This window comes from Vibrio sp. (genome assembly GCF_050299255.1).
Lineage (GTDB): Bacteria > Pseudomonadota > Gammaproteobacteria > Enterobacterales > Vibrionaceae > Vibrio.
In genome coordinates, this window is sequence record NZ_JBNKVP010000013.1 from 1 (window position 1) to 13,863 (window position 13,863).

At 50.7% G+C, this 13,863-nt stretch carries 12 protein-coding genes and 1 pseudogene; 10 read left to right on the forward strand and 3 right to left on the reverse strand.

The annotated features are described in order from the left end of the window. From ACQY6F_RS05895 to parC, 4 genes and pseudogenes are all read left to right on the forward strand, one after another. Window positions 1-370, forward strand: a pseudogene (locus ACQY6F_RS05895) (3',5'-cyclic-AMP phosphodiesterase); the annotation flags it as partial. A 1-nt stretch (window position 371) separates the two neighbouring features. After that, window positions 372-953 carry an esterase YqiA gene (gene yqiA, locus ACQY6F_RS05900; RefSeq protein WP_428772908.1) on the forward strand — a complete coding sequence of 194 codons (582 nt, stop codon included), beginning with the start codon at window positions 372-374 and terminating at the stop codon, window positions 951-953. Between the two features lie 220 nt (window positions 954-1,173). Next, a complete protein-coding gene (gene parE / locus ACQY6F_RS05905; RefSeq protein ID WP_428772910.1) occupies window positions 1,174-3,054 on the forward strand; it encodes a DNA topoisomerase IV subunit B in 1,881 nt (626 codons plus the stop codon). Between the two features lie 3 nt (window positions 3,055-3,057). Beyond that, window positions 3,058-5,334 (forward strand): DNA topoisomerase IV subunit A, encoded by a 2,277-nt coding sequence (gene parC, locus ACQY6F_RS05910; protein WP_428772911.1) that lies wholly within the window; start codon window positions 3,058-3,060, stop codon window positions 5,332-5,334. Window positions 5,335-5,401: 67 nt separating this feature from the next. Here parC and degS read toward each other — a convergent pair whose 3' ends face one another. From degS to zapG, 3 genes are all read right to left on the reverse strand, one after another. Further along, window positions 5,402-6,466, reverse strand: a complete 1,065-nt coding sequence (degS, locus tag ACQY6F_RS05915; protein ID WP_428772912.1) for an outer membrane-stress sensor serine endopeptidase DegS — start codon at window positions 6,464-6,466, stop codon at window positions 5,402-5,404. 138 nt (window positions 6,467-6,604) lie between these two features. Then, a complete protein-coding gene (locus tag ACQY6F_RS05920; protein ID WP_428772914.1) occupies window positions 6,605-7,972 on the reverse strand; it encodes a Do family serine endopeptidase in 1,368 nt (455 codons plus the stop codon). A gap of 117 nt (window positions 7,973-8,089) precedes the next feature. Then, window positions 8,090-8,533: a Z-ring associated protein ZapG gene (gene zapG / locus ACQY6F_RS05925; RefSeq protein WP_428772915.1), complete on the reverse strand. Its 444-nt coding sequence runs from the start codon at window positions 8,531-8,533 to the stop codon at window positions 8,090-8,092. 151 nt (window positions 8,534-8,684) lie between these two features. Here zapG and zapE point away from each other — a divergent pair, with 151 nt between their 5' ends. The 6 genes from zapE (at window position 8,685) to ACQY6F_RS05955 (ending at window position 13,768) form a co-directional block, all read left to right on the forward strand. Continuing rightward, complete coding sequence (zapE, locus tag ACQY6F_RS05930) at window positions 8,685-9,788, forward strand: cell division protein ZapE (RefSeq protein ID WP_428772916.1); 1,104 nt, start codon at window positions 8,685-8,687, stop codon at window positions 9,786-9,788. A 222-nt stretch (window positions 9,789-10,010) separates the two neighbouring features. Further along, the gene (rplM, locus tag ACQY6F_RS05935; RefSeq protein ID WP_428772918.1) at window positions 10,011-10,439 is read left to right on the forward strand and encodes a 50S ribosomal protein L13; all 429 of its coding nucleotides are present in this window, start codon (window positions 10,011-10,013) and stop codon (window positions 10,437-10,439) included. 15 nt (window positions 10,440-10,454) lie between these two features. Beyond that, the gene (rpsI, locus tag ACQY6F_RS05940) at window positions 10,455-10,847 is read left to right on the forward strand and encodes a 30S ribosomal protein S9 (RefSeq protein ID WP_428772919.1); all 393 of its coding nucleotides are present in this window, start codon (window positions 10,455-10,457) and stop codon (window positions 10,845-10,847) included. Window positions 10,848-11,175: 328 nt separating this feature from the next. Further along, window positions 11,176-11,769 (forward strand): ubiquinol-cytochrome c reductase iron-sulfur subunit, encoded by a 594-nt coding sequence (gene petA / locus ACQY6F_RS05945; protein WP_428772921.1) that lies wholly within the window; start codon window positions 11,176-11,178, stop codon window positions 11,767-11,769. Beyond that, entirely contained in the window at window positions 11,769-13,034 is a 1,266-nt protein-coding gene (locus tag ACQY6F_RS05950; protein ID WP_428772922.1) for a cytochrome b, read from the forward strand. Before petA ends, ACQY6F_RS05950 begins: the two co-directional genes overlap by 1 nt. Further along, window positions 13,031-13,768, forward strand: a complete 738-nt coding sequence (locus tag ACQY6F_RS05955; protein ID WP_428772923.1) for a cytochrome c1 — start codon at window positions 13,031-13,033, stop codon at window positions 13,766-13,768. The genes ACQY6F_RS05950 and ACQY6F_RS05955 overlap by 4 nt, the downstream gene beginning before the upstream one ends. The last annotated feature ends 95 nt before the right edge of the window (window positions 13,769-13,863 follow it).

Genomic DNA, 13,863 nt, shown 5'->3' on the forward strand with positions numbered 1-13,863 from the left:
ACATGCCGACCGGTACAGTCTGGTGTTGCTGCATCATCACCCGCTGTTAGTCGGCAGCGCCTGGCTGGATCAGCACACCTTAAAAGACAGCGACAATTTCTGGCAGGTAGTTGAAGCGCACTCGAACGTTAAAGCGGTAGTTTGTGGCCACGTGCATCAGGATTTTGACCGTAACCACAACGGTGTGCGCGTATTTGCGACTCCATCGACTTGCGTGCAGTTCAAACCCAATTCCAATGATTTTGCCCTGGATAATAAACCTCCGGGCTGGCGAGAACTGACTTTGTATGCCGACGGCCAGCTTGACACGCAAGTACAACGCCTGGAAGAAGGCTGTTTCTTGCCTGATTTCAATGCCGCCGGTTACTGATATGAAGCCGTCGTTGCTGATATACATTCACGGCTTTAACAGTTCACCTCAGTCGCACAAAGCGATGCTGATGCAGCAATATTGTCAGCAGCATCGTCCTGATATTAAGGTGCTCGTGCCGCAGTTACCCTGCTTCCCCAATCAATCCGAACAGTTGTTGCTTCAACTGGTGGAGCAATATCGGGATCACTATCAGATAGGCCTGGTAGGCAGTTCTCTGGGGGGCTATTTTTCCATCTGGCTCAACCAACAATTCGCATTTCGCGCAGTGTTGGTTAATCCGGCAGTTAAGCCTTATGAATTACTGGTCGACTATCTTGGTGATCAGCTTAACCCGTATACCGGTGAACAGTACGTGCTGCTGCCGCAACATGTTCAGCAGTTAAAAGAGCTGGATGTTGAGCAGATTGCCCGTCCGGATAGCTTGTGGCTACTGCAGCAAACCGCTGATGAAGTGCTGGATTACCGGCAGGCAGTAGAAAAACTTTCGTTGTGTAAACAAACGGTTGAACAAGGTGGTGATCATAGCTTTGTCGATTTTGAACGTTTCCCCCAATCGATCATCGAATTTCTTCAACTATGACTCTGGTTGAGGGAAAAGTCATAAAATCACACCTTAGTTGCTGAACGAACTTGACATAGCCCGGCCTGAGCCAGACTATGTTTCTCCTATAATTGCGCAGTTGTGCCGTTCAAACCTGGTGTATCAATATCCGCTTTGTTTTTGTTAGCCAGTCCGGCCTGCATTGTCCAAATCAACTGCCCAATCGCATTTTGAGTATTCCAACACGAAATTCCGCAATATGACTGAACAATATAATGCTGGAGCCATTGAGGTTCTTAATGGTTTAGAACCAGTGCGTCGCCGCCCGGGGATGTACACGGATACAGCTCGTCCAAACCACCTCGGTCAGGAGGTTATCGACAACAGCGTCGATGAAGCTTTGGCCGGACACGCTACCAAGGTGCAGGTTATCCTGCACGCTGACCAGTCACTGGAAGTCATTGATGATGGTCGTGGTATGCCGGTTGACATTCACCCTGAAGAAAAAGTCTCCGGGGTTGAACTTATTCTGTGTAAATTGCATGCCGGGGGTAAGTTTTCCAATAAAAACTACCAATTCTCTGGTGGTCTGCACGGGGTGGGGATCTCGGTCGTTAACGCCCTGTCCAAGCGTGTGGAAGTGACGGTTCGCCGTGATGGTCAGGTCTATGAGATCGCTTTTGAACATGGCGACAAAGTGTCGGATCTTACTGTTACCGGAACCTGCGGCCGCCGCAATCGTGGTACCAGTGTCCACTTCTGGCCGGAAGCGAAATATTTTGATTCGCCTAATTTTTCCGTTACCCGTCTGATCAACAACTTACGCGCCAAAGCGGTGCTTTGTCCCGGCCTGGAAATTACGTTCAGTGACAAGGTTAATAACCAGGATTACCAGTGGCTTTACGAGGATGGCCTGAAAGACTACCTGGCTGAAGGGGTGAAGGGTTATCCGGTATTGCCGGAATCACCGTTTACCGGGGAGTTCCGCGCGGAAACCGAAGCCGCTAACTGGGCCGTGATCTGGCAGCCGGAAGGCGGTGAGATGATCACCGAGAGCTACGTCAACCTGATCCCGACCGCTCAGGGCGGCACCCATGTCAATGGCCTGCGTCAGGGGCTGCTCGACGCTATGCGTGAGTTCTGTGAATTTCGCAACATGTTGCCGCGCGGCGTCAAACTGACCGGCGACGATGTGTTTGACCGCTGTTCTTATGTGTTATCGGTCAAAATGCAGGATCCGCAATTTGCCGGCCAGACCAAAGAGCGCTTGTCTTCCCGTCAGACCGCTGCTTTTGTCAGTGGGGTGGTCAAAGATGCCTTCAGCCTGTGGCTGAATGAAAAACCGCAGCTGGCCGAACTGTTAGCTGAAGTCTGCATTGCCAACGCCCACCGCCGGATGCGCGCCAGTAAAAAGGTGGTGCGGAAAAAAGTGGCTTCCGGGCCAGCTTTGCCGGGTAAGTTGACCGACTGCTCGGTACAGGATCTTAACCGTACAGAAATCTTTTTCGTCGAGGGGGACTCGGCGGGAGGCTCGGCTAAACAGGCACGAGACCGAGAGTTTCAGGCGGTGATGCCGCTGCGGGGTAAAATTCTTAATACCTGGGAGGTGGCTGCTGATCAGGTATTGGCCTCGCAGGAAGTGCATGACATCTCTGTTGCGCTGGGCATCGACCCGGACAACGACAATCTGGATGGTCTGCGGTACGGTAAAATTTGTATTCTGGCCGATGCGGACTCCGATGGGCTGCATATCGCCACTCTGTTGTGCGCCCTGTTTACCAAACACTTCCCTGCGCTGGTCAACGCCGGACACATTTATGTTGCCATGCCGCCGCTGTATCGTATTGACTGCGGCAAAGAGGTATTTTACGCCCTGGATGACGATGAGAAAGAGGGCATTCTGGAGCGGTTAAGTAAGAAAAAAGCCAAAATCAACGTCCAGCGCTTTAAAGGTTTGGGGGAAATGAACCCACTGCAGGTGCGTGAAACCACCATGGATCCGAATACTCGCCGCCTGGTTCAGCTAACGATCGATGACGCTGAAGCGACGGTAGAAATGATGGATATGCTGCTGGGTAAGAAGCGCGCCGATGACCGTCGCAGCTGGTTGCAGTCTAACGGTGATTTGGCCGAGGTGTAATGAATGTCTAGTGAGATTACTTTTGACGGCGTCGAACAGTTGCCAATGCGCAAGTTCACCGAAGACGCTTATTTGAATTATTCGATGTACGTCATTATGGACCGGGCGCTGCCCTACATAGGTGACGGACTGAAGCCGGTACAGCGGCGTATCATCTATGCGATGTCTGAGCTAGGTTTGTCGGCGGCGGCCAAATACAAAAAATCCGCCCGTACCGTCGGTGACGTATTAGGTAAATATCACCCGCACGGGGATTCGGCCTGTTATGAAGCCATGGTGCTGATGGCACAGCCGTTCTCTTACCGTTATCCACTGATCGATGGTCAGGGTAACTGGGGTGCGCCGGATGACCCGAAATCGTTCGCGGCGATGCGATATACCGAGGCGAAATTGTCCAAATTTGCCGAAGTTTTACTCGGTGAGCTGGGGCAGGGCACGGTGGAGTGGCAGCCAAACTTCGATGGCACCATGAAAGAGCCGCAAATGCTGCCGGCCCGTCTGCCGCATATTCTGCTCAACGGCGTCACCGGTATCGCCGTCGGTATGGCTACCGATATCCCGCCGCACAATGTGCGGGAAGTGGCCGACGCAGCGATCCATATGATTGATCATCCTTCGGCACAACTGGCCGATGTGATGCAGTACGTTAAAGGTCCGGACTACCCAACCGAAGCGGAGATCATTTCCGCCAGTTCCGATATCGAGAAGATCTACCGCACAGGCAGGGGCAGCATCAAGTTGCGCGCGGTATGGCATAAAGAGGGCAGTGACGTAGTGATCACTGCGCTGCCACACCAGGTGTCCGGCGCTAAGCTACTGGAACAGATCGCCGCCCAGATGCGCGCTAAGAAACTGCCAATGGTCGATGACCTGCGCGACGAATCTGACCATGAAAATCCGACTCGTATCGTGATTGTGCCGCGTTCCAACCGGGTCGACTGTGACCTGCTGATGAACCATCTATTCGCGTCGACCGATCTTGAGAAAAGCTACCGGGTGAACCTGAACATGATTGGCCTGGATAACCGGCCTCAGGTGAAAGGTCTGGTGAAGATCCTATCCGAGTGGATTGAGTTTCGCCGCACTACCGTTCGGCGCCGTTTGCAGTACCGGCTGGATAAAGTGCTGGCACGGCTGCACATCCTGGAAGGCTTGTTGGTCGCTTACCTCAATCTGGACGAAGTGATCGAAATCATTCGTACCGAAGACGACCCGAAAGCGGTGCTGATGGCCCGGTTTGGCATCACCGACATTCAGGCCGATGCGATTCTCGATACCAAGCTGCGTCATCTGGCGAAGCTGGAAGAGATGAAGATCCGCGGCGAGCAGGAAGAGCTGGAGAAAGAGCGCCAGAAACTGGAACAACTGCTGGGTTCCGAGCGCCGGATGAATACGCTGCTGAAAAAAGAGATCAAAGCAGACGCGGATAAATACGGTGATGATCGCCGTTCGCCGCTGGTGGAAAGAGCCGAAGCCAAAGCGCTAACAGAGCGTGATCTGGTTCCGAGTGAGCCCGTGACCGTGGTGCTGTCTGAGAAAGGCTGGATCCGGCATGCCAAAGGCCACGATGTCGATCCAAGCGGCTTAACCTACAAAGCGGGTGACCAGTATCTCGCCCATGCCCGGGGTAAGAGTAACCAGCAGGCGGTCTTCCTGGGCAGTGATGGTCGCAGCTACTCGCTGGAAGCGCACAGCTTGCCATCGGCGCGGAGCCAGGGTGAACCGATCACCGGCCGTCTGAACATCACCGAAGGCAGTTCAATTCGTCAGGTGGTGATGGGAGAAGAGCAGCAGCTATGGCTGGTAGGTTCGGATGCCGGATACGGCTTTGTCTGTAAAGGCGCGGAACTGCTGTCGAAAAACCGCAGTGGTAAGGCGTTGGTGAATCTGCCAACTAATTCTCAGGTGATGGAACCGCAAGCTATTGCTGATCTGGACAGTGATGAAATTCTGGCCATCACCAATCAGGGCCGAATGTTGCTGTTCCCGATAAAAGATCTGCCGCAATTGGGCAAAGGTAAGGGCAATAAGATCATCAATATTCCGGCTGCGAAAGCGAAAGAGCGGGAAGAGGTGGTGTCACACCTGCTGGCCTTACCAAATGGCAGCGCCCTGACGCTGTATGCGGGCAAGCGCAAGCTGGGGCTCAAAACCTCGGATCTGGATAACTTCCGCGGTGAGCGAGGCCGGCGTGGCAGCCTGCTGCCGAGAGGGCTGCAGAGAGTGACGCGAGTTGAAGTGGAACTGCCTGCAGATCATCCGAGCGACGAGAGCGAATAAACCAAAAACCCAGCTAACGCTGGGTTTTTTATCACATCAGTTTAAGGCTTAAATTCGCTGCGACATACTACTCACGGGTATCTTCAGCGATAGTGACCGTCAGCGGCACTTCATTGCCTTTACGCAACACAATCACCTCTACCGTGGTACCCGGACGTAAATCGGTGACGATTTCCATGACACTCTCACGGCCGTTAACTTTTTTGCCGTCGATGTTCAGGATGATATCCTGAGGCTGGAAGCCCGCCTGAGCCGCCGGGCCATTGGGGTCAATGCCCAATACCACAATGCCACCCATTTGCTCCTTGCCCAGTAACCGGGAGGTCACGGAACTGATATCCTGACCGTCAATGCCGATGTAACCGCGAATTACCCGGCCGTCAGCAATGATTTTGTCCATAATTCGTTGTGCCAGCGAATAGGGGATAGCAAATGAGATGCCATAGGTTTCCAGTTCGGTGGCCTGCTGAAACGAGGCTGTGTTGATACCGACCAGTTCGCCGCGGGTATTGACCAATGCCCCGCCTGAGTTGCCCTCGTTTATCGCGGCGTCAGTCTGAATAAACGCCTGGCGGCCGTCGGCACTGATTGATGAGCGACCGGTTGCCGAGATAATGCCGAAGGTGGTGGTCTGCCCCAGGTTATACGGGTTGCCAATAGCCAGCACTACATCACCTACTTTGGCTGCGTACTCCGGGTTAAGCGGGATGACAGGCAGATTGGTTCCTTCCACCCTGAGTACGGCAATATCCGTGCGGCGATCTTTGCCAACCAGTTGTGCCGCAGCAACCCGCCCGTCTTGCAGCGCGACGATGATCTGATCCGCCTGTGCGACGACGTGGTAGTTGGTGATGATATAACCTTTTGCGCTGACGATAACCCCGGAACCCAGCCCTTGGGTCGACAGTTTGGTGCGGTCATTTTCGGTGTATTTACGGCTGTAGATATTAACCACGGCAGGCGCCGCTTTACGCACCGCAGTGTTAAATGACACCTGCAAGTTGCTGAAACTCTCGACCGGATCGATAATTTGAGTTGGAATGATTTTGGGGCGAAGTGACGGCACAAAGGTTAACACCAGTGCTGCGGACACCAGTCCTAACATCACAGATCGAAAAACAAAGTTCAGCATACCAGGCCCAAACACTCCACACTCTTAGTCAGAAGTCCGAAGAATAGCACTAGTTGCGTAAATAACAAAAGGACAGAGCTGACCGGCTCTGTCCTTTCGAATCCAACTCGCGTTTATGTTACTAAATGCGCCTGGCGGTTAACGAACCACTATATAGACAGTTCGGTTCCCCCGCTGAATATTCAGCGCCAATACCGTCGGGTTTTTCTCCAGAATAGTGCGCAGTTCGGCCAGATTTTTCACCCGCTTGCGATTGACGCCAATAATAATATCGCCTTTTTGTAGCTGATAATTTTCCGCATTAGACCCTTTCTCTACCGAAGAGACTTTGACGCCGTCAATGCCGTCACGGGAAGTGGTGTTGGTGAGTTCGGCGCCTGCCAGGCCTTCATGCAGTTTGTTCGCGGCGGTCTTGACATCGGTTTGAGCACCCAAAGTTACGTCGAATGAACGTTGTTTACCATCGCGTATGACCCCAAGCGTCACGTCTTTACCTGCACCGAGCGTGGCGATTTTTGCGCGTAATTCACTGAAGGTATTAATTTTTTTACCGTTGATCGAGATAATCACATCGCCTGCTTCCAGGCCGGCCTTGTCTGCAGCGCTATCCGGGACCACCTGACTGACAAATGCCCCTTTACTGGATTCATAACCCAGAGCTTCGGCCAGTTCAGAGGTGATCTCTCCCCCCTGCACCCCGAGCATGCCTCGTTTAACCTCTCCGTATTCCAGGATCTGGTTGGTGAGGTTCTTCATCATGTTGGCTGGGATAGCAAAGCCAATACCGACGTTGCCTCCGTTGGGGCCTAGAATGGCGGTGTTGATCCCGATCAGTTCACCATTAAGGTTAACCAGTGCGCCGCCTGAGTTACCACTGTTGATGGCAGCATCGGTCTGAATGAAGTTCTCAAAGTTTTCGATATTGAGACCACTGCGCCCCAGGGCTGAGACGATACCGGAAGTCACGGTCTGGCCTAGACCGAACGGGTTGCCGATCGCTACGGTAAAATCACCCACGCGTAACTGGTCCGAGTCTGCAATCTGTACCTGAGTTAGGTTTTTGGCTTTTTCCAGTTTTAGCAGCGCGATATCGGCCATTTCATCACCGCCGACTAACTCTGCATCGTATTCGCGACCATCGTGCAGTTTGACGCGGATTTTCTCGGCGCCATTGATCACGTGATAGTTGGTGACTATATGACCCTGTTTGGCATCAATAATGACCCCTGAACCAAGACCACGGAAGGGGCGCTCCTGCAATTGCTCGGTGGGAAAATCCGGGCCAAAGAAAAAGCGAAACTGCTCCGGAATATTCTGTTTGGTCACCTGAGTCCCCTCTACGGCGATACTGACCACCGCTGGCATCACTTGCTCCAGCATTGGTGCCAAACTGGGCAGTTGCTCAGAGTTGACGGCGGTAGGAATAGCAGCAGAGGCGGTTACGGGGCTGATGACTGCAGATACGCAAAGTGTCAGAACGGATAATGCAAGTATTGGTTTTTTCATTTTGAAATAACTCCCATTATGAGGTTGCCTGTTGAACAAGATGTGGTCTAAATGAATTATTTCAACAGGCACTTGTGAGAGTTATGACTATTTGCTACCGCTAAAGTTCATTTTGTTCTAAGAAGCTTTTTCGGTGATGACATCCTGGGAATGGATGACGGCTTTTTCGGGCTCTTTGAATAATCCCGTGGCACCTTTGGCATAATCTTTTGGCGCTTCTTCTAACAACACGTTGTCTTCCTGATGCTGTTTTTCCTGATCCGAAAGCTTGTTGCTAAAAGGGTTGTCTTGCGGTGGGAGGTTAGGCAGCAGATCGGACGAGGTTTTCGCCATATGTTGATAAAGCTTGGTGTAATCTTTACCGATCGTATCGAGCATTTCCGCCGTCTGGGCGAAATGATCGGCCAGTTCCTGACGCTGCTGTTCCAGCTCGAATTTAGCGCTTTCGAGATCTTTGCGAATGCTTTTTTGGTTTTTGTATTGTGGGGTTGTGATTCGGGTGATGACGATTCCCAGTATCGCACCGGCCATCAGGCCAACAAGGGCATAAATCCAAGGCATATTTGCTCCTTATCATTGTTATTTAACATGTTTTTTACCGGTTGGTTACACATGCTCAAATCCCATGGTACTATGAGTGTCGTAGACGATAAAGCAAAATGCACCTGTTTTAGGTGAGTGCTTTTCTTGTTTCTCCTCAGGTAGTGGCGAGATGACCCCGATTCAAAAATACCAACAAGACATAAAACTGCATGGATTTCAAAAAGATGCAGCTCAGGAACAGGCCGTAGAGGCGTTGGAGCAGCTCTATCATGAATACATTGAATATCAACGTAGCCCGGTAGCCCCGCAAAAGCGCTGGCAGAAGTGGTTAGGAAAATCACCAGCCCAGCCAGAGGTGCCAAAAGGGCTCTATTTCTGGGGCGGAGTCGGGCGCGGCAAAACCTACCTGATGGACACGTTTTTTGATGCGCTGCCAGGCCGTAAAAAAATGCGGGTGCATTTTCACCGCTTTATGTATCGGGTCCATGACGAGCTGAAAGGCCTGGGGGAGGTGAGTGATCCGCTGGAAAAAGTAGCGGATATCTTTAAATCCGAAGCGGAAATCATCTGTTTTGATGAATTCTTTGTCTCCGACATTACCGATGCGATGATTTTGGGTACGCTGTTTCAGGCCCTGTTCCAACGTGGTGTCATTTTGGTCGCGACATCCAATATCCCGCCGCAAGACCTCTATCGCAATGGCCTGCAACGGGCGCGTTTTCTGCCAGCGATTGCTCTGATAGAAGCAAACTGTCGAATTCTTAATGTCGACAGTGGTATTGATTACCGGTTGAGGACCTTAGAGCAGGCCGAAATCTATCACTACCCGTTAGATCAGGCTGCCCACGATAACCTGGCTCGATACTATCAGCAGCTGGTCGCGGATAATCATGCCCCGCAGCACTCGATTGAGATCAACCATCGCCATATCACGGTGATTGAAGCCAGCGATGGTGTGTTGCACGCCAGTTTTGCCCAGCTGTGTCAGACCGCTCGCAGCCAGAACGATTACATCGAAATATCCCGTCTTTACCACACCGTGCTGCTGGCGGATGTCTGCCAGATGTCGCCGCTGATAGATGACGCTGCACGGCGTTTTATCGCCCTGGTCGATGAATTTTATGAACGACACGTCAAGCTGATTATTTCGGCTGAGGTGGCGCTGGAACAGCTCTACAGCCATGGTTTGCTGGAATTTGAGTTTAAGCGCTGCCAGTCGCGTTTGATTGAAATGCAAAGCCATGAATATCTGGCAAAAGAACATTTGGCTTAGTGATTCGGCCCAGCGAGAAAAATTCGGTGATAGGGTTCAAAAAAAAGGTGATTTTTTCATCTCACTTCTCTATAATCCTGCGACCCACCGTTACTGCAGGTCTGTTTCTTTGAAACACAAGGCCGAGAGTGCCAACCACTCGAAGGGGTGATGCATGGGCTCTTAGACAGTGGGAGCTAAGGCTCCTTAAGTGTAAAATTTAATTAACGGGTTATTATTAGCATGAAAACTTTCGTTGCTAAACCAGAAACTGTAAAACGCGACTGGTATGTTGTAGACGCAGAGGGTAAAACTCTTGGCCGTCTAGCAAGTGAAATTGCATCTCGCCTACGTGGCAAACACAAAGCTGAATACACTCCTCACGTAGACACTGGTGATTACATCATCGTTGTTAACGCTGAGAAAGTTGCTGTAACTGGCAACAAAGCGAAAAACAAAGTGTACTACCGTCACTCTGAGTTCCCAGGTGGCCTGAAATCAATCACTTTTGAAAAGCTGATTGATCGTAAGCCTGAAATGGCTCTTGAACTAGCGGTTAAAGGTATGCTGCCACGTGGTCCTCTGGGCCGTGCTATGTACCGTAAGCTTAAAGTTTACGCTGGCGCTGAGCACAACCATGCTGCTCAACAACCAAAAGTACTAGACATCTAATCGGGGATTTCGGAAATGGCAGAGAATCAATACTACGGCACTGGCCGTCGCAAAAGCTCAGCTGCACGTGTTTTTATTAAACCAGGCAGCGGCAACATCGTAATCAACAAGCGTAGCCTTGATGAGTACTTCGGTCGTCCAACTTCTCGCATGGTTGTTAAACAACCTCTTGAGCTAGTTGAGATGGTTGAGAAACTTGACCTGTACATCACTGTTAAAGGTGGTGGTATCTCTGGTCAAGCGGGTGCAATTCGTCACGGCATCACTCGTGCTCTTATGGAGTACGATGAGTCTCTACGTCCTACTCTACGTGCTGCGGGTTACGTTACTCGTGATGCTCGTTGCGTTGAACGTAAGAAAGTTGGTCTACGTAAAGCACGTCGTCGTCCACAGTTCTCCAAGCGTTAATCTTTTCCTGGAAAAGATTCGCTCCGGTTTATACCGGAATGTGGTTCAAAAAGCCTGGCATTGCGCCAGGCTTTTTTTGTTTTGAATAGCGAATAAAATCCTCACCACTAAGCACTCTGCGCAACTTTTCTTACAGTTATGCCCCTTTTGTGACCTCGCAGACGATTTACTTCACGTTTGTTACAAAAAGGTAGCTTTATCTTGTCAAAAAGTAGGGTTTTAATTATCATTTCCCGTCAAATAAATACAACTAAATTCGTATTTTGTTAGCCATGCTCTGTAAGCGGAATAATAACTATCCAAAAGGAGCAAATGGGAGAATGTTTGGATGAGCAATGCGCCTTTAAATAACGGTCGTAGACGTTTCCTGACAGCGACAACAGCAGTTGTCGGTGGTCTGGGAGCAGCTGCAGTCGCCGTTCCTTTTATTAAATCTTGGAACCCAAGTGCAAAAGCAAAAGCAGCCGGTGCCCCTGTTGAAGTTGATGTCAGCAAGCTTGAAGAAGGGCAGATGGTACGTGTTGAATGGCGAGGTAAGCCTGTATGGGTAGTTCGTCGTTCTCAGTCTATTGTGGACGGCCTGAAAGCCATTGATGGCCAACTGCGCGACCCGGCTTCCGGAGAAGCCCAACAACCTGAGTACGCTCGTAACGAGTACCGCTCAATCAAGCCTGAGTACTTTATCGCAGTCGGTATCTGTACCCACCTGGGTTGTTCACCTACCTATTTGCCAGACAGTTTTAGTGAGCAGGTTCAAGGCGTGAAGTCAGGCTTCTTCTGTCCTTGTCACGGCTCCAAATTTGACATGGCAGGACGTGTTTTCCAAGGCGTTCCAGCACCGCTGAACCTTGTGGTGCCTAAGCACATGTATTTGAGTGATACCCGAATTATGATCGGTGTTGACGAACAAGGGGAGGCATAATGCAAGCTCTACTGGACTGGGTAGAAAAACGCATACCCGCAATGAATGCGTACAAAAAGCACCTTTCTGAATATCCAATGCCGAAGAACTTTAACTTCTGGTATCTGTTCGGTTCGCTGGCGATGCTGGTTCTGGTTAACCAGATCCTGACGGGCATCTGGCTGACAATGAACTACGTTCCTTCCGGAGAAGGTGCATTTGCTTCAGTTGAATACATCATGCGTGATGTCGAATATGGTTGGTTGCTGCGCTATATGCACTCTACCGGTGCTTCGGCATTCTTTATCGTTGTTTACCTGCACATGTTCCGTGGCCTGATTTACGGTTCCTACCAGAAGCCTCGTGAACTGCTGTGGATCTTCGGCATGTTAATCTTCCTGGTACTGATGGCGGAAGCCTTTATGGGTTACTTGCTGCCATGGGGACAGATGTCTTACTGGGGTGCACAGGTAATCATCTCGCTGTTTGGTGCAATTCCGGTTATCGGTGATGACCTGACGCTGTGGATTCGTGGTGACTACGTTATCTCTGGTGCAACTCTGAACCGTTTCTTCGCTCTGCACGTAATCGCATTGCCAATCGTTCTGTTGCTGCTGGTTGTGTTGCACATCCTGGCGCTGCACGAAGTGGGTTCTAACAACCCTGATGGCATTGAAACCAAGCTGCCTAAAGGCACTATGGGCGATGATTACCAGTCTCAGTTCAAGTTCCACGACTACTACGCGAAGAAATACGACATCATTGATTCGATCCCGTTCCATCCATACGGTACGGTGAAAGATCTGGTTGGTGTTGCGGGCTTCCTGTTCCTGTTCTGTTATGTGCTGTTCTTTAACCCTGAAATGGGTGGATACTTCCTTGAGCCGCCTAACTTTGAAGCCGCGAACCCACTGAAGACTCCTGAGCATATCGCACCGGTTTGGTACTTCACTCCGTTCTACGCCATCCTGCGTGCGGTTCCGGATAAACTGCTGGGTGTTATCGCCATGGGCGCATCTATCGTAGTACTGTTTGTACTGCCTTGGTTGGATCGTTGTAAGGTACGCTCTTACCGCTACCGCAGCAAATTCCATTTGATCAACATCATTCAATTCACCATCTGTTTTGTGGCTCTGGGTGTACTGGGTGCGTTGCCTGCAACGCCGACATACACATTGATGGCTCAGATCTTCAGTCTTGGATACTTCATGTTCTTTGTGCTGTTGTTCTTCTACAGCAAAAATGAAGCGACAAAACCACTACCAGAAAGGGTGACATTCAAATGAAAAAATGGATTGTAATTTTATTTGCAATGTTGCCATCTCTGGCGATGGCAGCCGGTGCAAATGTTCATCTCGATAAAGCAAATAATGACCTGACAGACCAAGCCTCTTTGCAACAGGGTGCTAAGTTGTTCATGAACTACTGTTTTGGTTGTCACTCGACGCAATACCAGCGCTATGAGCGTGTGGCGACGGATCTGGGTATTCCAACCGATCTGATGAAAGAGAACCTGGTATTCGATCCTGAAGCCAAAATCGGTGATCTGATGGAAAACGCCATTCCGGAAGATTCAGCGGCGAAATGGTTTGGTGCTCCACCGCCAGATTTGACTCTGGTTGCCCGCGTTCGTGGTACCGACTGGTTATACACTTACCTGCGCTCATTCTACGCCGACCCGTCTCGTCCGTTTGGCGTCAACAACATCGTGTTCCCAAGTGTGGGTATGCCGCATGTGTTGGAAGAACTGCAGGGCATACCACAGCCAGTTTTTGAAACCCAAATGGTGGACGGTGAAGAACATCAGGTCATCGTCGGCGTTGAAAGTGATGGCACTGGTGAGCTGAACCAGGAAGAGTACGACAATGCAGTACGCGATCTGGTCAACTTCCTGGAGTACGCTGGTGAACCCATGCAGTTAGAGCGTCAAAACTTGGGTTGGTGGGTGATGGCCTTCCTGGTGCTGCTGACGATCGTGTTCGTACTGTTGAAGAAAGAGTATTGGCGGGATGTGCACTAATTGTGCTAACATGTCTTGCTAATTTTCTATTTTTGAAATTGCAATGGAGGCTTAGCCTCCATTGTTTTTTGTATATGTAAGTGTGCTGGAGGGCT

What these genes read in the sequence shown, in the direction of transcription:
- degS (WP_428772912.1), bottom strand. Translation starts at nt 6,466, where the DNA reads ATGCTGAACTTTGTTTTTCGATCTGTGATGTTAGGACTGGTGTCCGCA.
- yqiA (WP_428772908.1), top strand. Translation starts at nt 372, where the DNA reads ATGAAGCCGTCGTTGCTGATATACATTCACGGCTTTAACAGTTCACCT.
- zapG (WP_428772915.1), bottom strand. Translation starts at nt 8,533, where the DNA reads ATGCCTTGGATTTATGCCCTTGTTGGCCTGATGGCCGGTGCGATACTG.
- ACQY6F_RS05950 (WP_428772922.1), top strand. Translation starts at nt 11,769, where the DNA reads ATGCAAGCTCTACTGGACTGGGTAGAAAAACGCATACCCGCAATGAAT.
- zapE (WP_428772916.1), top strand. Translation starts at nt 8,685, where the DNA reads ATGACCCCGATTCAAAAATACCAACAAGACATAAAACTGCATGGATTT.
- rpsI (WP_428772919.1), top strand. Translation starts at nt 10,455, where the DNA reads ATGGCAGAGAATCAATACTACGGCACTGGCCGTCGCAAAAGCTCAGCT.
- rplM (WP_428772918.1), top strand. Translation starts at nt 10,011, where the DNA reads ATGAAAACTTTCGTTGCTAAACCAGAAACTGTAAAACGCGACTGGTAT.
- ACQY6F_RS05955 (WP_428772923.1), top strand. Translation starts at nt 13,031, where the DNA reads ATGAAAAAATGGATTGTAATTTTATTTGCAATGTTGCCATCTCTGGCG.
- parE (WP_428772910.1), top strand. Translation starts at nt 1,174, where the DNA reads ATGACTGAACAATATAATGCTGGAGCCATTGAGGTTCTTAATGGTTTA.
- ACQY6F_RS05920 (WP_428772914.1), bottom strand. Translation starts at nt 7,972, where the DNA reads ATGAAAAAACCAATACTTGCATTATCCGTTCTGACACTTTGCGTATCT.
- parC (WP_428772911.1), top strand. Translation starts at nt 3,058, where the DNA reads ATGTCTAGTGAGATTACTTTTGACGGCGTCGAACAGTTGCCAATGCGC.
- petA (WP_428772921.1), top strand. Translation starts at nt 11,176, where the DNA reads ATGAGCAATGCGCCTTTAAATAACGGTCGTAGACGTTTCCTGACAGCG.